Origin of the sequence: Actinokineospora sp. PR83, assembly GCF_021056305.1 — a bacterium.
Taxonomy (GTDB): domain Bacteria; phylum Actinomycetota; class Actinomycetes; order Mycobacteriales; family Pseudonocardiaceae; genus Actinokineospora; species Actinokineospora spheciospongiae.
In genome coordinates, this window is record NZ_JAJCXD010000040.1 from 178,334 (window position 1) to 196,755 (window position 18,422).

Annotated in this window: 22 protein-coding genes; 16 read left to right on the forward strand and 6 right to left on the reverse strand. The window is 72.4% G+C overall.

Features of this window, described 5'->3' with window-relative positions:
* Positions 1 to 8 precede the first annotated feature (8 nt).
* From L6E12_RS14555 to L6E12_RS14605, 11 genes are all read left to right on the forward strand, one after another.
* Positions 9 to 1,703, forward strand: coding sequence for a nitrite/sulfite reductase (locus L6E12_RS14555; RefSeq protein WP_236228436.1), 1,695 nt, complete (start codon positions 9 to 11; stop codon positions 1,701 to 1,703).
* Complete coding sequence (locus L6E12_RS14560) at positions 1,700 to 1,858, forward strand: Insertion element protein (RefSeq protein WP_236228437.1); 159 nt, start codon at positions 1,700 to 1,702, stop codon at positions 1,856 to 1,858. The genes L6E12_RS14555 and L6E12_RS14560 overlap by 4 nt, the downstream gene beginning before the upstream one ends.
* Positions 1,855 to 2,553 carry a phosphoadenylyl-sulfate reductase gene (locus tag L6E12_RS14565; RefSeq protein WP_236228438.1) on the forward strand — a complete coding sequence of 233 codons (699 nt, stop codon included), beginning with the start codon at positions 1,855 to 1,857 and terminating at the stop codon, positions 2,551 to 2,553. Before L6E12_RS14560 ends, L6E12_RS14565 begins: the two co-directional genes overlap by 4 nt.
* 7 nt (positions 2,554 to 2,560) lie before the next feature.
* A complete protein-coding gene (gene cysD / locus L6E12_RS14570; protein WP_236228439.1) occupies positions 2,561 to 3,469 on the forward strand; it encodes a sulfate adenylyltransferase subunit CysD in 909 nt (302 codons plus the stop codon).
* Positions 3,466 to 4,806 (forward strand): sulfate adenylyltransferase subunit 1, encoded by a 1,341-nt coding sequence (locus tag L6E12_RS14575; protein WP_236228567.1) that lies wholly within the window; start codon positions 3,466 to 3,468, stop codon positions 4,804 to 4,806. Before cysD ends, L6E12_RS14575 begins: the two co-directional genes overlap by 4 nt.
* Positions 4,807 to 4,838: 32 nt before the next feature.
* Positions 4,839 to 5,909, forward strand: coding sequence for an ABC transporter substrate-binding protein (locus tag L6E12_RS14580; RefSeq protein ID WP_236228440.1), 1,071 nt, complete (start codon positions 4,839 to 4,841; stop codon positions 5,907 to 5,909).
* A gap of 48 nt (positions 5,910 to 5,957) precedes the next feature.
* Positions 5,958 to 6,740: an ABC transporter ATP-binding protein gene (locus L6E12_RS14585; RefSeq protein ID WP_236228441.1), complete on the forward strand. Its 783-nt coding sequence runs from the start codon at positions 5,958 to 5,960 to the stop codon at positions 6,738 to 6,740.
* Positions 6,730 to 7,602, forward strand: coding sequence for an ABC transporter permease (locus L6E12_RS14590; RefSeq protein ID WP_236228442.1), 873 nt, complete (start codon positions 6,730 to 6,732; stop codon positions 7,600 to 7,602). The genes L6E12_RS14585 and L6E12_RS14590 overlap by 11 nt, the downstream gene beginning before the upstream one ends.
* A gap of 11 nt (positions 7,603 to 7,613) precedes the next feature.
* Entirely contained in the window at positions 7,614 to 8,345 is a 732-nt protein-coding gene (locus L6E12_RS14595; RefSeq protein ID WP_236228443.1) for a sirohydrochlorin chelatase, read from the forward strand.
* A 153-nt stretch (positions 8,346 to 8,498) separates the two neighbouring features.
* Positions 8,499 to 8,957, forward strand: coding sequence for a DUF4396 domain-containing protein (locus L6E12_RS14600; RefSeq protein ID WP_236228444.1), 459 nt, complete (start codon positions 8,499 to 8,501; stop codon positions 8,955 to 8,957).
* A 20-nt stretch (positions 8,958 to 8,977) separates the two neighbouring features.
* Positions 8,978 to 9,745, forward strand: coding sequence for an enoyl-CoA hydratase-related protein (locus L6E12_RS14605; protein ID WP_236228445.1), 768 nt, complete (start codon positions 8,978 to 8,980; stop codon positions 9,743 to 9,745).
* A gap of 274 nt (positions 9,746 to 10,019) precedes the next feature.
* Here the strand turns inward: L6E12_RS14605 and L6E12_RS14610 are convergent, their stop codons facing one another.
* Together L6E12_RS14610 and L6E12_RS14615 are read right to left on the reverse strand one after the other, a co-directional pair.
* Entirely contained in the window at positions 10,020 to 11,075 is a 1,056-nt protein-coding gene (locus tag L6E12_RS14610) for a nitronate monooxygenase (protein WP_236228446.1), read from the reverse strand.
* 37 nt (positions 11,076 to 11,112) lie between these two features.
* Positions 11,113 to 12,078, reverse strand: a complete 966-nt coding sequence (locus L6E12_RS14615) for a zinc-binding dehydrogenase (RefSeq protein WP_236228447.1) — start codon at positions 12,076 to 12,078, stop codon at positions 11,113 to 11,115.
* Positions 12,079 to 12,145: 67 nt separating this feature from the next.
* Here L6E12_RS14615 and L6E12_RS14620 point away from each other — a divergent pair, with 67 nt between their 5' ends.
* Genes L6E12_RS14620 through L6E12_RS14630 form a run of 3 tightly spaced genes read left to right on the forward strand, consistent with a single transcriptional unit; the run spans position 12,146 to position 13,167 of the window.
* Positions 12,146 to 12,364, forward strand: coding sequence for a hypothetical protein (locus L6E12_RS14620; protein ID WP_236228448.1), 219 nt, complete (start codon positions 12,146 to 12,148; stop codon positions 12,362 to 12,364).
* A gap of 9 nt (positions 12,365 to 12,373) precedes the next feature.
* On the forward strand, positions 12,374 to 12,859 hold the full coding sequence (locus tag L6E12_RS14625; protein ID WP_236228449.1) for a ribonuclease domain-containing protein: 486 nt from the start codon (positions 12,374 to 12,376) through the stop codon (positions 12,857 to 12,859).
* Positions 12,856 to 13,167: a barstar family protein gene (locus tag L6E12_RS14630; RefSeq protein ID WP_236228450.1), complete on the forward strand. Its 312-nt coding sequence runs from the start codon at positions 12,856 to 12,858 to the stop codon at positions 13,165 to 13,167. Before L6E12_RS14625 ends, L6E12_RS14630 begins: the two co-directional genes overlap by 4 nt.
* A 144-nt stretch (positions 13,168 to 13,311) precedes the next feature.
* Here the strand turns inward: L6E12_RS14630 and L6E12_RS14635 are convergent, their stop codons facing one another.
* Both L6E12_RS14635 and L6E12_RS14640 read right to left on the reverse strand, forming a co-directional pair.
* On the reverse strand, positions 13,312 to 14,232 hold the full coding sequence (locus tag L6E12_RS14635) for a TIGR04222 domain-containing membrane protein (protein ID WP_236228451.1): 921 nt from the start codon (positions 14,230 to 14,232) through the stop codon (positions 13,312 to 13,314).
* Positions 14,233 to 14,311: 79 nt separating this feature from the next.
* On the reverse strand, positions 14,312 to 15,130 hold the full coding sequence (locus tag L6E12_RS14640; protein ID WP_236228452.1) for a TIGR04222 domain-containing membrane protein: 819 nt from the start codon (positions 15,128 to 15,130) through the stop codon (positions 14,312 to 14,314).
* Between the two features lie 64 nt (positions 15,131 to 15,194).
* On the opposite strand from L6E12_RS14640, the gene L6E12_RS14645 reads away from it, so the two are divergent.
* A complete protein-coding gene (locus tag L6E12_RS14645; RefSeq protein ID WP_236228453.1) occupies positions 15,195 to 15,626 on the forward strand; it encodes an HD domain-containing protein in 432 nt (143 codons plus the stop codon).
* On the opposite strand, the gene L6E12_RS14650 is transcribed toward L6E12_RS14645, so the two are convergent.
* Positions 15,623 to 15,991, reverse strand: coding sequence for an MmcQ/YjbR family DNA-binding protein (locus L6E12_RS14650; RefSeq protein ID WP_236228454.1), 369 nt, complete (start codon positions 15,989 to 15,991; stop codon positions 15,623 to 15,625). The genes L6E12_RS14645 and L6E12_RS14650 overlap by 4 nt on opposite strands.
* Positions 15,992 to 16,141: 150 nt before the next feature.
* Here L6E12_RS14650 and L6E12_RS14655 point away from each other — a divergent pair, with 150 nt between their 5' ends.
* Positions 16,142 to 16,537 (forward strand): DUF3224 domain-containing protein, encoded by a 396-nt coding sequence (locus L6E12_RS14655; RefSeq protein WP_236228455.1) that lies wholly within the window; start codon positions 16,142 to 16,144, stop codon positions 16,535 to 16,537.
* Between the two features lie 39 nt (positions 16,538 to 16,576).
* Here L6E12_RS14655 and lepA read toward each other — a convergent pair whose 3' ends face one another.
* Complete coding sequence (lepA, locus tag L6E12_RS14660; protein WP_236228456.1) at positions 16,577 to 18,418, reverse strand: translation elongation factor 4; 1,842 nt, start codon at positions 18,416 to 18,418, stop codon at positions 16,577 to 16,579.
* Positions 18,419 to 18,422: the final 4 nt, after the last annotated feature.

Below are 18,422 nucleotides of genomic sequence, written 5' to 3' on the forward strand. Positions count from 1 at the left end.
CAAGCCCGGTGTCTCCCACCACACCACCGGCCAGTGCAGGCAAGCGAGCGCAAACCCGTCGCGGTGAGGGCCAGTGGGCCCTCGGCTACCGCGAGCCGCTGAACCCCAACGAACGGTCCAAGAGGGACGACAACCCGCTGAACGTGCGCGAGCGGATCGAGAACATCTACGCGCACAACGGGTTCGACAGCATCGACCCCGGTGACCTGCGCGGCCGGTTCCGCTGGTTCGGCCTCTACACCCAGCGCAAGCCCGGGATCGACGGCGGCCGCACGGCCACCCTCGAACCCGAGGAGCTCGACGACGAGTACTTCATGCTGCGCGTGCGCACCGACGGCGGCGCGGTGACCACCGACCAGCTTCGCGTCCTCGGCGAGCTGTCCAAGGACTACGCGCGCGACACCGCCGACATCACCGACCGGCAGAACATCCAGTACCACTGGATCCGCGTCGAGGACATGCCGACCATCTGGGCCAGGCTCGAGGGCGCGGGCATGACCACCATGGAGGCCTGCGGCGACAGCCCCCGGGTGATCCTGGGCTCACCGGTCGCCGGGATCGCCGAGGCCGAGGTGCTCGACGGCAGCCCGGCCATCGATGAGATCAAGCGCCGGTTCATCGGCAACCCGGAGTTCGCCAACCTGCCGCGCAAGTTCAAGTCGGCGGTGTCCGGGCTGCCGGACGTGGCCCACGAGATCCACGACGTCGCCTTCGTCGGCGTGGTCCACCCCGAGCACGGCCCCGGCTTCGACGTCTGGGTCGGCGGCGGGCTGTCGACCAACCCGATGATCGGACGGCGCCTGGGCGCGTGGGTGCCGCTGGACGAGGTCGCCGACGTCTACGGCGCCGTCATCGGCGTCTTCCGCGACTACGGCTACCGGCGGCTGCGGCACCGCGCGCGCATCAAGTTCCTGGTCAAGGACTGGGGCGTGGAGAAGTTCCGCGAGGTCATGGAGGAGAAGTACCTGGGGCGCAAGCTGGTCGACGGCCCCGCCCCGGAGGTCCCCGCCACCCCGTACGACCACGTGGGCGTGCACCGGCAGAAGGACGGCCTGTTCTACGTCGGCGCCGCGCCGGTCGCGGGCCGGGTGTCCGGGACGACGCTGCTGGAGGTCGCGGCGGCGGCCGAGCGGGCCGGGTCGCGGCGGGTGCGGTTCACCCCGCTGCAGAAGCTGGTGGTGCTGGACGTCCCCGAGGCCGAGGTGCCCGCGCTCCAGGCCGCGCTGGCCGAGCTGGGCCTGCACACGGACCCGTCGCCGTGGCGGCGCGGGGTGATGGCCTGCACCGGCATCGAGTTCTGCAAGCTGGCGATCGTGGAGACCAAGGGCCGCGCGCTGGACCTGGTGACCAAGCTGGAGACCCGGCTCAAGGACGTCACCGACACCCAGGCGCTGGCGCCGCTCGCGGTGCACATCAACGGCTGCCCCAACTCCTGCGCCCGCATCCAGACCGCCGACATCGGCCTCAAGGGCCAGATCGTCACCGACGACGCGGGCAACCAGGTCGAGGGCTTCCAGGTGCACCTCGGCGGCGGCCTCGGCCTCGACACCGGGTTCGGCCGCAAGCTGCGCGGGCACAAGGTGACCGGCGACGAGCTGCCCGACTACGTCGAGCGGGTCGTGCGCAACTTCGTCGCCGGGCGCGAGCCGGACGAGCGGTTCGCCCAGTGGGTCGCCCGCGCCGACGACGGCGCCCTGAGGTGAGCGAGCGAGCAACCCCGTTCCACTGCCCGTACTGCGGCGAAGAGGACCTTCGGCCGCAGGAGGAACCGCCCTCGGCCTGGCTGTGCACCGGGTGCCGCCGGGTGTTCACGGTGAAGTTCCTCGGGCTGAACCTGAGCAAGGAGGCCGGTCAGTGACCACCACCCACACCGAGGACCTGCGCGCGCTGGCCGAGCGGGCCGAGCACGAGCTGGCCGGGGCGAGCGCGGCGGAAGCGCTTGCGTGGACCACGCAGACGTTCGGCGACCGGTTCATCGTCGCCTCCAACATGCAGGACGCGGTGCTGGTCCACCTGGCCTACCAGCACAAGCGCGACATCGACGTGCTGTTCCTGCAGACGGGCTACCACTTCGCCGAGACCATCGGCACCCGCGACGCGGTGGAGGCGGTCTACCCGGAGCTGCGGATCGTCGACGCCGAGGCGAAGCAGTCCGTGGCCGAGCAGGAGGCGGAGTTCGGGCCGCTGAACAAGACCGACCCCGGCCAGTGCTGCTTCCTGCGCAAGGTGGTGCCGCTGCGGGAGACGCTGTCGCGCTACGACGCGTGGGTGACCGGGGTGCGCCGGGTGGACGCGCCCACCCGGGCGAACACGCCGATCGTGCAGTGGGACGACCGCAACGGGTTGGTGAAGGTCAACCCGATCGCGGCCTGGTCCGACGACGAGTTCAACGGCTTCATCGCCGAGAACGGGATCCTGGAGAACCCGTTGGTGAGCACGGGTTACCTGTCCATCGGCTGCGCGCCGTGCACGGCGAAGCCGTTGCCGGGGCAGGACGCGCGCAGCGGCCGGTGGGCCGGGCAGAGCAAGACCGAGTGCGGATTGCACGGGTGAGGCGGGGATGACGAGCACACAGACACGGTTGGACGCCCTCGACCGGTTGGAGTCCGAGGCGATCCACATCTTCCGCGAGGTCGCGGGCGAGTTCGACCGGCCGGTGATCCTGTTCTCCGGCGGCAAGGACTCCACCGTCCTGCTGCACCTGGCGATCAAGGCGTTCTGGCCCGCGCCGGTGCCGTTCCCGCTGCTGCACGTGGACACCGGGCACAACCTCGCCGAGGTCATCGAGTTCCGCGACCGCACCGTCGAGCGCCACGGCCTGCGCCTGGTGGTGGCCAGCGTGCAGGACTACATCGACGACGGGCGGCTGAAGGAGCGCGCGGACGGCACCCGCAACCCGTTGCAGACCACGCCGCTGCTCGACTCGATCACCGGCAACAGGTTCGACGCGGTGTTCGGCGGCGGGCGCCGCGACGAGGAGCGCGCCCGGGCGAAGGAAAGAATTTTCAGCCTACGCAATTCCTTCGGCCAGTGGGACCCGCGGCGCCAGCGTCCCGAACTGTGGAACCTCTACAACGGCAGGCACCGCCCCGGCGAACATGTCCGCGTGTTCCCGCTGTCGAACTGGACCGAACTCGACGTCTGGCGCTACATCAAGCGCGAGGCGATCGAGCTGCCGTCCATCTACTACGCACACCGTCGCGAGGTGTTCCAGCGCGACGGCATGTGGTTGACCGCGGGCCCGTGGTTCGGTCCCCGGGCCGACGAACCGGTCCGGGAGCTGACCGTGCGCTACCGCACGGTCGGCGACGGGTCCTGCACCGGGGCCGTCGTGTCCGACGCCGCCGACATCGACACCGTCATCGCCGAGGTGTCGGCCAGCAGGCTCACCGAGCGCGGCGCGACCCGCGCCGACGACCGGATGTCGGAGGCGGCCATGGAAGACCGCAAGCGGGAGGGCTACTTCTGATGGACCTGTTGCGCCTGGCAACCGCCGGAAGCGTCGACGACGGCAAGTCCACCCTGGTGGGCCGCCTGCTCTACGACACCAAGTCCGTGCTGGCCGACACCCTCGACGCGGTGCACCGCGCCAGCGTCGACAAGGGACTGACCACCCCCGACCTGTCGCTGCTGGTCGACGGCCTGCGCTCGGAGCGCGAGCAGGGCATCACCATCGACGTCGCCTACCGCTACTTCGCCACCCCGAACCGCTCGTTCGTCCTGGCCGACACCCCCGGGCACGTGCAGTACACCCGCAACACCGTCACCGGCGCCTCCACCGCGCAACTGGCGGTGCTGCTGGTCGACGCGCGCAAGGGCGTGCTGGAGCAGACCCGCCGCCACGCCGCGGTGCTGGCGCTGCTGGGCGTGCCGCGGCTGGTGCTGGCGGTGAACAAGGTGGACCTGGTCGGCTACGACGAGGCGGTCTTCGAGGCCATCGCCGCCGAGTTCGCCGAGCACGCCACCGCCCTGGGCTACCCGCTGGGCTCGGTGCTGTCGATCCCGGTGTCGGCGCTGGTCGGCGACAACGTGGTGGACCGCTCCGCGCACACCCCCTGGTACGCCGGGCCGACGCTGCTGGAGCACCTGGAGACCGTCCCGGTGGAGCCGGACCCGCACGACGTGCCGTTCCGCTTCCCGGTGCAGTACGTCATCCGCACCAACACCCCCGAGTTCCCCGACTACCGCGGCTACGCGGGCCAGGTCGCGGCGGGCACGGTCCGCGTCGGCGACGAGGTCGTGGCGCTGCCCGCGGGCCTGCGCACCACCGTGGCGCGCATCGACACCCCGGGCGGGTCGCTGCCCGAGGCCGAGGCGGGCCGGTCGGTGACCCTGGTGCTGGCCGACGAGATCGACATCAGCCGCGGCGACCTGATAGCCCCCGCGGCCGACGCCCCGGTCAGCGCGGACGAGTTCGGCGCGACCGTGGCCTGGCTGTCGGACAAGCCGCTGCGCCCCGGCGCCCGGGTGCTGGTCAAGCACGGCGCGCGGACGGTGCCCGCGCTCGTCGGCGAGCTCAGCGCCCGCTTCGACGAGCAGCGGCTGCTGAGCGTGCCGGACCCGCAGTCGTTGGCGCTCAACGAGATCGGCCGCGTCACCATCCGCACGGCCGAGCCCCTCCCGGTCGACGACTACGCCCTCAACCGGCGCACCGGCGCCTTCCTGGTGATCGACCCCGCCGACGGGTCGACCCTGGCGGCGGGCCTGGTCGGGGCACCGCTGCCCGAACCGGAGACCGGGAGCGGCTGTACCGGCGGCGGAGAGGCCGCCACCCCAGCCGCAGACCTCGTCTCCCCCGGTCCCTGAACCCCCTGCAGATCCCCGAAAGGCCCACCACCGTGAGAAGCACCCGCCGCGCCTTCGCAGCCGGAATCGCCGCCCTGTCCTTAGCGTCCGCCGTCGCCGGGTGCTCCCGCGCCGAGAGCGGCGGCACCTCCGCCGCGGACACCGCGACCGACCAGGGACCCGCGGCCGAGCTGCGGCTGGGCTACTTCCCCAACGTCACGCACGCCTCCGCGCTGATCGGCCTGGAGAAGGGCTTCTTCGCCAAGGAACTGGGCGCCACCAAGCTCGTCCCGACGAAGTTCAACGACGGCCCCACCGAGGTGGCGGCGTTCCTCGGCGGTTCGCTCGACGCGGGCTTCATCGGCTCCGGCCCGGCCATCAACGCCTTCGCCAAGTCCGACGGCGAGGCGGTGCGGCTGGTGGCGGGCGGCACGTCGGCGGGCGCGCAGCTCGTCACCACCGCCGACATCACCAAGCCCGAGGACCTCGTCGGCAAGACCGTGGTGACCCCGGCGCTGGGCAACACCCAGGACGTGGCGCTGAAGAAGTGGCTCGTCGACAAGGGCCTCAAGGACAAGGTGCAGGTCACCAACCGGGAGAACGCCCAGACCCTCGACGCGTTCAAGAAGGGCGAGGTGCAGGCCGCGTGGCTGCCCGAGCCGTGGTCGTCGCGGCTGGTGCTCGACGCGGGCGCGAAGGTCCTGCTCGACGAGAAGGAGCTGTGGGCCGACGGCAAGTTCCCGACCACGACCCTGCTGGTGCGCACCCAGTACCTCAGGGAGCACCCGCAGACGGTGCAGGCGCTGCTGCGCGGACTGCTGGCCGCCAACGCCTACGCGGGCAGTGACAGCGCGGACGCCAAGCTCGCGGTGAACAAGCAGTTGGAGGCGTTGACCGGCAAGGGCCTCAACGCCGCCGTCATCGACCGCGCGTTCACCTCGATCAGCCTGGACACCGACCCGCTCGCCGCGACCTACCCGCGGCTGGCGAAGGACGCCGTCGCCGCGGGCATCGCCACCGAGGAGACCGAGCTGGGCGGCTTCCTCGACCTCGGCGCGCTCAACACCGTCCTCAAGGCCGCAGGCAAGCCGGAGGCGGACGCCGCCGGTCTGGACAAGAAGTAGAGCCGAAGCCCCGTTGACACAGGACGACCGAGGAAGGCAGGCGACACGATGACCGCCACGCTCCCCACACACCGCGGGACCGACACCGCCGTGCGGCTCACCGGGGTCCGCAAGACCTTCGGGCAGGGCACCCGCGCGGTGACCGCGCTCGACGGGATCGACCTGCGGGTCGCGCCCGGCGAGTTCGTCTGCCTCCTCGGCGCCTCGGGCTGCGGCAAGACCACCGTGCTCAACCTGATCGCGGGCCTGGACCAGCCCAGCGCGGGCACGATCGAGCTGTCCACCTCCCGGCCCGCGGTGATGTTCCAGGAGGCCGCGCTGATGCCGTGGCTGACCGCCGCGCGCAACGTGGAGCTGCCGCTGCGGCTGGCCGGGGTGAAGAAGGCCGAGCGGGAGACCCGCGCCGCCGAGCTGCTCGATCTGGTCCGCCTCTCCGGGGCGGGCGACAAGCGCCCGCACGAGCTGTCCGGCGGGATGCGCCAGCGGGTCGCGCTGGCCAGGGCGCTGGCCTCGGCGCTCAACCGCGACGGCGACGGCGCCACGCTGCTGCTGATGGACGAGCCGTTCTCCGCCCTCGACGCCATCACCCGCGACTTCCTGCAGAGCGAGCTGCTGCGGGTCTGGCAGGCCACCGGCACCGCGGTCGTGTTCGTCACCCACGACGTGCGCGAGGCGGTGCGGCTGGGGCAGCGGGTGGTGCTGCTGTCGTCGAAGCCGGGCCGGGTCGTGCAGGAGTGGGCCGTGGCCGACCTCGACGCCCCGGACGGTGCCCTGGTCACCGACGAGATCAACGCCCGCCTGCGCGAGGTGATCAGCAGCCATGCCGCCTGAGGCGACGGCCCCGGTGGCCGACCACGCCGTCGAGGGCCTCGACGCGCTCGACGCGCCACCCGAGCAGCCGCGCAGGCGCAAGGGGCTGGTCCGGTCGGTGCTCGCCCCGATCGGCGCGCTGGTGGTGTTCGTCGTGGCCTGGCAGGCGCTGTGGGCGGCGGCGATCTGGCCGGAGTACCAGCTCCCCGCGCCGATCGCCGTGTGGGAGCAGGTCTGGAAGGTCACGCAGACCGGCCAGGTGTGGGAGTTCCTCTGGGTCTCGGTGCACCGGGCGATCATCGGCTTCCTGATCTCGGTGGCGGTGGCGACGCCGCTGGGCCTGCTGCTGGCCAAGGTGGCGATCGTGCGGGCGGCGATCGGCCCGGTCATCTCCGGCCTGCAGAGCCTGCCGTCGGTGGCCTGGGTGCCCGCCGCCGTGCTGTGGTTCGGCACCACCGACGCGGCCATCTACACGGTGGTCCTGCTCGGCGCGGTGCCCTCGATCGCCAACGGGCTGGTGGCGGGCATCGACCAGATCCCGCCGATCCTGCCCAGGGTGGGCAAGGTGCTCGGCGCGGGCCGGGTCGACGCGGCCCGCTACATCCTGCTGCCCGCCGCCCTGCCCGGGTACCTGGCGGGGCTCAAGCAGGGGTGGGCGTTCTCCTGGCGGTCGCTGATGGCCGCCGAGCTGATCGCGACCTCCCCGCAGCTGGGCTTCGGCCTGGGGCAGTACCTGCACAACGGCATGTCGCTGTCGGACATGTCGATGGTGATGGCGGGCATCCTGCTGATCTTCCTGGTGGGCGTGGGCATCGAGCTGCTGCTGTTCCGCCCGCTGGAGCGGGCCGTGCTGCGCGCCCGCGGCCTGTCCGGGTCGCTGTGAGGCACCGGCCGGTGAACACCCCCCTGGTCGCCGTGGCGCACGGCAGCCGCGACCCCCGCTCCGCCGCCGCGGTGGCCGAGCTGGTGGAGGTCGTGCGCGCGCGGCGGCCCGGGCTGGACGTGCGGACCGCGTTCCTGGACCTGTCCGCCCCGCTGCTCTCCGACGTCCTGGCGACGCTGCGCGGGCCCGTCGTGGTCGCCCCCCTGCTGCTGGGGCGGGCGTTCCACGCGCGGGTCGACCTGCCGGGCCTGGTCGCCGAGGCCGAGCGCGACCGGCCGCGGCTGTCGGTGACCGTGACCGACGTGCTGGGCCCGGACGACCGGCTGGAGGCGGCGGTGCTGCGCAGGCTCGCCGAGGCCGGGGTGCGGCCGGGGGACCCGTCGCTGGGGGTGGTGCTGGCGGCCACCGGGTCCTCGCACGCGCCCGCGAACGCGCGGGTGCACGACATCGCCCGCCGCTGGTCGGCGCGGTTCGGCTGGGCGGGGGTCCGGGTGGCGTTCGCCACCGCCGAACCGGGGGTGGCGGCGGCCGCGGCGGCGCTGCGGGCCCGCGGGGCGCGGCGGATCGCGGTGGCGTCGTACTTCCTGGCGCCCGGCCTGCTGCCGGACCGGGTGGCGGCCCGGGCGGCGGAGGTCGAGGGGGTCGTGGCGGTCGCGGCACCGCTCGGCGCGGCCGTCGAGGTGGCCGACCTGGTGCTCGCCCGCTACGACGAGAGCCTCCTCGCCGGTGTCCGCTCGGCCTGAGCGGGCAGGACGCCGGATCGAACCCGTGGCCGCCGCTCTGCCGATCGGCGCGGAAACGGCTGGGCCTTCCACCGGAACACACGTGCGGCTCCTCGGATCCACCGTCGGTCCCCAGCCCGGAATAGATACCCCCCAGGGGTAGTTGAGCGGGGCATGGAGCACCACGAGCACCCCGCGTCGACCTGGCGCACCGCTGTCTCGGCCACACTGCACTGCCTCACCGGCTGCGCCGTCGGAGAGGTCCTCGGCATGGTGCTGGGCACCGCCCTGGGCTGGTCGACGGTCACCACGGTCGCCGTGTCGGTCGCGCTGGCTTTCCTGTTCGGCTACGCGCTGACCGCCCGCTCGGTCCTGGCGGCCGGGGTGGCCCTGGGCACGGCGTTCGGCGTGGCCCTGGCCGCCGACACGGTGTCCATCGCCACCATGGAGGTCGTCGACAACCTGGTCATAGTCGGCGTCCCCGGCGCGATGACCGCGGGCCTGGCCGACTGGCTGTTCTGGGTGTCGCTGGCGGGTTCCCTGGTCGTGGCGTTCGCCGTCACGGTCCCGGTCAACCGCTGGCTGATCAGCCGCGGCAGGGGGCACGCGGTCGTGCACCGGTACCACCACTGATCCCCGGCTAGGGTGACCCCATGGCCGAAGAGCTGGTGCACTACGACGTGTCCGCGGGCATCGCCCGGATCACCCTGGACTCCCCTCACAACCGCAACGCGCTCTCCGCGCGCCTGCGGGCGGACCTGCGGACCCACCTGACCACGGCGATCGCCGACGACGCGGTCCGGGTCATCGTCCTCGACCACACCGGCCCGGTCTTCTGCTCCGGCATGGACCTCAAGGAAGCGGGCGGCGCCTCGTCGTCGGCGCAGGGCGTGCAGGAGTTCCCGGCCATCCTCGAGCAGATCTGGACCAGCCCCAAGCCGGTGGTGGCCCGCCTGGCGGGCCCGGCCCGCGCGGGCGGCGTCGGCATCGTGGCCGCCGCCGACATCGCCATCGCCTCCGACTCGGCGACGTTCGCCTTCACCGAGGTCCGCATCGGCGTCGTCCCCGCGGTCATCTCGGTCACGGTCCTCCCCCGCCTCCTGCCCCGCGCGGCCCACGAACTCTTCCTCACCGGCGAGACCTTCGACGCCACCCGGGCGGTCCGCATCGGCCTCCTCAACTCCGCGGTCCCCCTCACCACCCTGGACGACGAGGTCGACCGCTACACCGGCATGCTCGCCCTCGGCGGCCCGAAGGCCCTGGCCGCCACCAAGGAACTGCTGCGCCGCACCCCCGCCGACACGATGTCCGCGGACTTCGCCGAGATGCTGTCGCTGTCGGCGGGCTTCTTCGCGGGCGAGGAAGGCCAGGAGGGCATCACCGCCTTCACCCAGAAGCGCAAGGCCAACTGGGTCCCCTGACCTGTGGACAACCCACCGCGCACCCCATTTCCTGTCACCCCCCACCGGTAAAGTTGACACCGGGGGGACCCCGGGTGGCTTCGACGTCCCCTGTGGACAACCACCCGCCGCGCACCATTTCCGTCGGTCCCCCCGAATAGAATGGAAATCGGGGGGATCCCCGCGCGTCCTGTGGGCAACCAGGCGCTCCGCGGAGTTCCCGACGACCCCTGTGAACAGCGGGAAACCGGGTCGCTCGTGGACAGAGCTGCGGTGGTGGACCGGGTGAAGCGGGTCAGACCGGGAAGCGGGCGGTGAGGTTTGCGACAGCCTCCCGCGCCTGGGCCATGAGCGTCGCCAGGATCTCGGCGGTGGGTGCTTCCCTGGCCAGGGGGTAGGACTGGCCCGCCCACAGCGACATCGACTCCGGGTCGTCGGCGGCGGTGGAGGCGGCGCGGAGGGGCTTGGTGAGGTTGTTGACGTTGGGGTAGGCGGCGGGGGCCGCTTCGCCGTGGTCGGTGATGAACTGGTTCACCAGGCCCCGGGCGGGGCGGCCGGAGAAGGCCCTGGTGACCGTCGTCTCGCGGTCGGCGTCGGCGAGGGCGGTGCGGTGGGCTCGGGAGGTTCCCGCTTCCGGGCTGCGGAGGAACGCCGTGCCCAGTTGGGCGGCGACGGCCCCGGCGGCGAGGACGGCGGCGACGTCGGCGCCGTGGACGAGGCCGCCCGCGGCGACCAGGGGGAGGTCGGTCTCGGCGGCGACCAGGCGGAGCAGGGGCAGCAGGTCGTAGGCGGGGGCACCGCCGGGGTGGGCCGGGTCGTCGGTGAAGACGCTGCGGTGCCCGCCCGCGGCCGGGCCCTGCACGCAGAGGACGTCGGCGCCCGCGGCCGCCGCGGCTCGGGCTTCCGCCGGTGTCGTCACGGTGATGACGACCCGCGTGCCCGCCGCCTTGAGGCGCTCCACGTCGGTGGGGCGGGGCAGGCCGAAGGTGAACGACACCACCGGCACCCGCTCCTCGACGACCACGTCGACCTTGGCGGCGTAGTGGTCGTCGTCCCAGTCCGGGTCGCCGAGGAGGACCCCGTAGCGCTCCGCGTCGGCGAGGACGCGGTCGCGGTAGGAGTCGACGTCGGCGGCGGACTCGCGGCTGGGGGTGAAGATGTTGACCCCGAAGGGGCGGGTGGTGCCCTGGCGGGTCGCGGCGATCAGCGCGCGGAGCCGGTCCGGGGTGACCAGGGCCGCGGCGAGGAAGCCGAACGCCCCCGCCTCGGCCGCCGCCGCCACCAGTTCCGGAGTGGTGGGCCCACCCGCCATCGGAGCCACCACGACCGGGATGCGCGTCTCGGCGATCATGCCTGCGACGCTAGTGCACCCGGGCGCCGGGCGCGGGTCAGCGGGTGAAGACGATCTTCCCGGCCGTCTCGCCCGCCAGCATGTCCTCGATGCCCGCCTTGGCCTGCTCCATCGGCAGCTCGGCGCCGATGGTCGGCCTGATGCCCGCGATGTCGCAGAACCGGATCAGGTCGCCCAGCTCCTCGCGGGTGCCCATGGTGGAACCGATGACGCGCAGTTGCAGGAAGAACAGCCGCTGCAGGTCGGCGCTGGGGTCCGGGCCGCTGGTGGAGCCGGAGACGACGATGACGCCCCCGGGCTTGAGGGCGCGCATCGAGTGCGACCAGGTGGCCTTGCCCACGGTCTCGAACACGCCGTCGACCTTCTCCGGCAGCCGGGCACCGGACTCGAAGACCTGGTGGGCGCCCAGCGAGGTGGCCAGCGCGCGCTTGTCCTCGGTGCGGCCGGTGACCCACACCCGCAGGCCCGCCGCCTTGCCGAGCACGATCAGCGCGGTGGACACCCCGCCGGAGGCCCCCTGCACCAGCATGGTCTGGCCGGGCAGCAGCCCCGACTTCACGAAGATCATCCGGTAGGCGGTGAGCCAGGCGGTGCCCAGGCAGGCGGCCTCGGCGAAGCTCAGGCCCGGGGGCTTGGGCAGCGCGTTGCGGGCGGGCACCACCACGGTGTCGGCGAAGGTGCCCTGGTGCTTCTCGGTGAGCAGGGTCCGGGTCGGGTCGAGGGTCTCGTCGCCGCCCCAGGCCGGGTCGCCGATGACCGAGTGCAGCACGACCTCGGTGCCGTCGGGCAGCACACCGGCGCCGTCGCAGCCCAGGATCATCGGGAAGCGCTCGGGCTTGATGCCGACGCCGCGCAGCGTCCACAGGTCGTGCATGTTGAGGCTCGCGGCCTTGACCGAGACCCGCACCCACCCGTCGGGCGCCTCCGGCTCGGGCCGCTCACCGATGGTGAGCGAGGCCAGCGGGTCGTCCGGGTTGGGCTCGGCGGCGTAGACAGCGAACATGGCTGAAACATAGCGACGCGCGGCGCCCGCCGCCCCACGGAAGTGGCCCAGGTCTAGTCTCGGTGGTGTGCAGGGGCTCTCCGACTGGTGGGACGACGTCGAGCTGTGGCTCAGCAGCGCGCCGTTCCTGGTCCAATTCGCCCTGGTCATGGCCGTGCTGCTGCCGCTGTGCGTGGTCGTGGCGTGGTTCATCGACCGGGTGGTGGACTACGCGTCGGCCCGGTTCGGGCACGCCCCGGAGGAGACACCGCTGGGGTCGCGGTCGAGCACCGAAGCCGATTCGTAGGCTGGCCGAGTGGGTTCCCGCAAACGCATCACCGGCGCACTCGTCGGCCTGGTCCTGATCGTCCTGCTGGGCTGGCTGACCCAGGTGGCGGACGACTCCGACAGCACGTCCGCGCCCCCGACCGGCTCCACGACGACCGTCGTGCACAACCTGCCGGGCAGCGGCTCGGGCTCGGCGGCGGTGCCGAGCAGGGGCCGCGCGGTCGAGGGCATGGTCGTGCGGGCGCTGTCGGAGCTGCCGCCGCAGGCCGGGCAGACCTGGGCGCTGATCGAGAAGGGCGGCCCGTTCCCGTACCCGCGCAACGACGGCGTCACCTTCCAGAACCGGGAGGGCAGGCTGCCCAAGCAGGCCTCCGGCTACTACAAGGAGTACACCGTGCCCACTCCGGGCAGCCCAGACCGCGGCGCGCGGCGCCTGATCACCGGCTCCGGCAGCGAGGTCTTCTACACCGAGGACCACTACGACTCGTTCGTCTCCGTGGACACCGGCCGATGACCACCACCGAGCACCGCCTCGACGGTGCCGCGGTGCGCAGCAAGCGCGGCATGATGACCGCGCTGGCCCGGCTGCTGCGCTTCCCCGACTGGTTCGGCCACAACCTGGACGCGCTCTACGACTGCCTCACCGACCTGTCGTGGCTGCCCGCGGGCGAGCACGTGCTGGTGTGGACGCACCCGGAGGTGCTGGCCACCGCCGACCCGGTGGGCTACCGCGGCATCCGCGAGGTCCTGGCCGACGCCGTCGAGGGCGCAGCCGACAGCGACCGACCGCTCAAGGTCGTCCTCGTCGCACCGGAGAGCTGACCCTCCCGCCCCCGAAGGGCAGGCCGGACAGGCCCCAGCCAGGCGGCTCCCACCAGGCAGGGCCAAGTCAGGCAGGTCCAGCCGGGCACGGCCTGCGCGCATCCAGCCGGGCACAGCAGGCCGGGCGGAACCCGCCGAGCGGGGTCAGCCCCCGCACCCGCCGCCACCACCGCAGCTGCTGCCGCCCCCGCACGAGCTGCTGCTGCTCGAACTCGAGCAGCCGTACGAGCTGCCACCGCCGTCGCCGCCGCCTGCCCCGGTGGGCCGGGCGTTCAGCGCGAACACCTGGCTCAGCTCCTCGTCCGGGTAGGCGGTGAGCCCGTAGAGCGCGACCGGGGCCAGCACCGCCGCACCGACCAGGGCACCCGCGCCCAGCGGTGAAGGCTCCGGAACCGAACCCCGCCGGGTGGTGGTGTGCCCCCGGGCCTGGTTGAGCACGGCGCGGCCCTTGGCGGCGGGGCGCTGGCGGATGTTGAGCAGGGCGAACCGGACGAGCAGCCACAGGGCGAGGGTGCCGACCAGCGAGAACACCAGGTTGCCGACCGGGCGGTCCAGGCTGATCCCGTTGACCAACCGCACCACGCCGACCGCCATGACCAGCACGAACAACCAGTGCACCCGCTTGGCCGCCCGCGCCCGCCCGGCCGAGGTCAGGTAGCCGCGCGCGACCAGGTCACGGGCCATGTCCTGCCCGATCCGGGTCTCCGCCAGCCCCAGCGGCTTGGCCTTGGACAGCCGGTGGGAGCTGCCGAGGAGCCGCCGCACCTGGGCCTGCACCGGGTCGTCGGCCTGCGTCGCGCCGCGGTTGGGGGTGACCACCCCGGAGCGGCTGACCCGCACGACGCCCCGGGAAACCAGGCCCGCGATCGCGGTCTGCTCGACCCGCACCGGCCCACCCGCCAGCCAGGCGAGCTGGTACTCGTCCAGCCGCCCGGTGTCGGGCCCGCTGCCCCCCGAACCGGACCGGCCGACGACCGCGGCCACCACCGCGATCACGAAGGCGGTCAGCACCGCCACCCAGTACGCGGAGAGGAACTCCGGTCCGGTCATGCCCCACGGTTCCATCGGACCTCCTGCCGATTCGCGCGACCGCCGTCCCCTCCGGGCGGCGACCGGCGGCGCTTTCCACATCAGACGATCCGCATCACCTCCCGGTTGCGTTCGACGGCCAAGTCAGGGGTCCCGGTCGGGTGTGCGCAGCGACCAGCTCCGCGACCTCCGGGTCCGGGTATGCCGCGATGCCCTCGACCGCCACCGCGGCGGGCAGCCAGTCGGGCTGGGCCCGCAGGTCCTCGACCTGGGCCACCCGCACCGACACCGCGGCGAGCGCGGCCCGCCCCCGGTCCGACGGCCGGTCCTCCCCCGCCCGCAGGGCGAACGCGACCGCGAGCCAGCCTGCCCCGCTGAGCACCAGGCTGATCGACAGGAGGCCGACCTGCCACTGCCAGTCCAGCTCGGCGAACAGCCGCGCCACCCCGACACCCAAGACCACGCCGAGCAACCAGTGCCCCTGGTAGCCGGGGGACTCGGCGCCACCGCGGCGCAGGTATCCGCGCCGGGTGAGGTCGCCGACCAGCTCCCGGCCCACCTGGCTGTCCCCGAACCGCAGCGAGCCCGCGCCGCGCAGCGTCCGGCCCGTGCCGATGGACCGGAACAGCCAGTGCTCCACCGGGTCGGACGGCTCGGCGCCCGGCACCGGCGCCAGCACGCCGCGGTCGTCGATGCCTGCCCGGCCCGACGCCAGCAGCACCGCGATCACGACCTCCTCCACCCGCGGTGCGCCACCGGCGAGCCAGGCGAGGTGGTAGTGGCCCAACGGCCGGGTGTCGGCGTCGCCCGCCGCCGCCTCCCGCCGGAGGTAGGCCGCGGCGGCCAGGACCGCGACCAGCGCCAATGCGAACGCGATCCAGTACAGCCAGAGGAACTGCCAGGCGCCGATCCCCCAGGGTGCTTCGTCCTCCACAGGTCCCCCAATCCCAGGGCGGAGACCGTACCGATCCCCACCTGTCGGTTCTAGAGTTCTCACCATGTTCACCGTGGACGACGCGATCCGGATCGCCAGGGACGCCCACGCGGGCCAGGTCGACAAGTCCGGCATGCCCTACATCGGCCACCCGCTGCGCGTGCTGGCCGCGGTCGAGGGCGAGCACGAGAAGATGACCGCCGCGCTGCACGACGTCGTCGAGGACACCCCGGTCACCCCGGACGACCTGCTGGCCGCGGGCTGCCCGCCGGAGGTGGTCGCCGCCGTCGAGGCCATCAGCAAGCGACCGGGCGAGTCCCAGCCCGACTACCTCGACCGGGTCGCCGCCAACCCGCTCGCCCTCGCCGTGAAGCGCGCCGACATCGCCGACAACTCCTCCCCCGCACGATTGGCCCGTGTGGACGAACCGACCCGCGAACGCCTGCGCGCCAAGTACTCCACCGCCCTCGCCCACCTCAACGGCCGCGCGGTCTAGGGCCGGGCCTCCAGTTCGGCGATGAGCTTCTTCGGCGCCACCACCCGGTACGCCTCCTCCAAGACCTCCGATAACTCGTCCCAGTCCACCGGGCCGTCGAGGTACACCCCGAGCCAGCCGCGGTGGCCGACGTAAGGCGGGCGGTAGAAGCGGTCCGGCTCCTGGCCGACCACCTCCTCCTGCGCCCCGGGCGGGGCCGCGCACCACAGCGACTCCCGCCCGTCACCGTGGTGGCGGTCGTCGGTGAAGGTGTGGGAGGCGAACATCTTCTTCACGAACCACGACGGGGAGCCGTGGCTCATCTTCTCGGTGGTGCCGGGCAGTGCCAGGCAGACTTCGCGGAGGCGGTCGAGCGGTGTGGACATCGGATTCCCCTTTCCGCGACCAAGAATCCCGGACGGGGCCGATGCTGTCCAACGGTTGTCCACAGGCCGCGCGGAATGCGCAAAAGTGGCTCCTCCCGGACCGCCGCGGCGGTCCAGAATCCGCACCAGCAGCCGCGGAGAGGACCCCACATGAGCGAGCAGGCGACCGGAACCTTCGACATCGACGAGTGGCGCCCGGAGGAGAGCGACGAGCAGCACGGCACCGTCATCGGCCGCAACACCGCCCGCAAGAGCTACACCGGCGACCTGACCGGCACCAGCGTCGTCACCATGTTCACCGTGCAGACCCCGGTCGCGGGCTCGCAGTCCTACGTCGCCGTGGAGCGGATCACCGGCACCCTGCACGGGCGCAGCGGCACGTTCGTGCTCCAGCACAGCGCCACGGCCAGCCCGGAGCGCCAGGGGATGGACATCACCGTGGTGGCCGACTCGGCGACCGGTGAGCTGACCGGCCTGACCGGCGAGATGGTGATCACCATGGTGGGCGACACCCACCACTTCACCATCGACTACAAGTTCAACTGAACCGGGTGGGGAGGCCCGAGACCGGGCCTCCCCACCGGCTCACTTCTTGCCCTTGCCGGTGGGCTCGTCGGTGGACAGCGCGGCGACGAACGCCTCCTGGGGGACCTCGACGCGGCCGACCATCTTCATCCGCTTCTTACCCTCCTTCTGCTTCTCCAGCAGCTTGCGCTTGCGGCTGATGTCACCGCCGTAGCACTTGGCGAGCACGTCCTTGCGGATGGCGCGGATGGTCTCGCGGGCGATCACGCGGGCGCCGATCGCGGCCTGGATCGGGACCTCGAACTGCTGGCGCGGGATCAGCTCGCGCAGCTTGGTGGTCATCCGGGTGCCGTAGCCGTAGGCCGAGTCGCGGTGCACGATCGCGCTGAACGCGTCCACCGCCTCGCCCTGCAGCAGGATGTCGACCTTGACCAGCTCGGATGCCTGCTCGCCGGACTCCTCGTAGTCCAGCGAGGCGTAGCCGCGGGTGCGCGACTTGAGCGAGTCGAAGAAGTCGAAGATGATCTCGCCGAGCGGGATGGTGTAGCGCAGCTCGACGCGGTCCTCGGACAGGTAGTCCATGCCGCCGAGCTGGCCGCGCTTGCCCTGGCACAGCTCCATGATCGTGCCGACGAAGTCGCTCGGGGCGATGACCGTGCACTTGGCGACCGGCTCGAAGACCTCGGCGATCTTGCCGACCGGCCAGTCCGACGGGTTGGTGACCACCAGCTCCTTGCCGTCGTCGAGCACCACCCGGTACACCACGTTGGGCGCGGTGGAGATCAGGTCGAGGCCGAACTCGCGCTCGAGCCGGTCGCGGGTGATCTCCAGGTGCAGCAGGCCGAGGAAGCCGCAGCGGAAGCCGAAGCCCAGCGCCGCGGAGGTCTCCGGCTCGTAGGTGAGCGCGGCGTCGTTGAGCTGGAGCTTGTCGAGCGCCTCGCGCAGGTCCGGGTAGTCCGAGCCGTCCACCGGGTAGAGCCCGGAGTAGACCATCGGCTGCGGTTCCCGGTAACCGGCGAGGGCGTCGGTGGCGCCCTTGCGCTCGGAGGTCACCGTGTCGCCGACCCTGGACTGGCGGACGTCCTTCACGCCGGTGATCAGGTAGCCCACCTCGCCGACGCCGAGGCCGCTGCTGGGCTTGGGCTCCGGGGAGATGATGCCCACCTCCAGCAGCTCGTGCGTGGCGTTGGTGGACATCATCCGGATCCGCTCGCGCGGGGTGATCTTGCCGTCGACCACGCGGATGTAGGTGACCACGCCGCGGTAGGTGTCGTAGACCGAGTCGAAGATCATCGCCCGGGCGGGGGCGTCGGCGTCGCCGACCGGGGCGGGCACCTGCTCGACCACCTTGTCGAGCAGCTCGCGCACCCCCACGCCGGTCTTGGCCGACACGCGCAGCACGTCGTCGGGCTCGCAGCCGATGATGTGCGCGATCTCCGCGGCGTACTTGTCCGGGTCGGCCGCGGGCAGGTCGATCTTGTTGAGCACCGGGATGATGGTCAGGTCGCGGTCGAGGGCCATGTAGAGGTTGGCCAGCGTCTGCGCCTCGATCCCCTGCGCGGCGTCGACCAGCAGGATCGCGCCCTCGCAGGCGTCCAGCGCCCGGGACACCTCGTAGGTGAAGTCGACGTGCCCGGGGGTGTCGATCATGTGCAGGACGTGCTCGTCGCCGTCGACCACCCAGGGCAGGCGGACGTTCTGCGCCTTGATGGTGATGCCGCGCTCGCGCTCGATGTCCATCCGGTCGAGGTACTGCGCGCGCATGGCCCGCGCCTCGACGACACCGGTGATCTGCAGCATCCGGTCGGCCAGGGTCGACTTGCCGTGGTCGATGTGGGCGATGATGCAGAAGTTCCGGATGCGCTCCGGCGCGGTGAAGGTCGTGTCAGCGAACGTAGCCACTCAA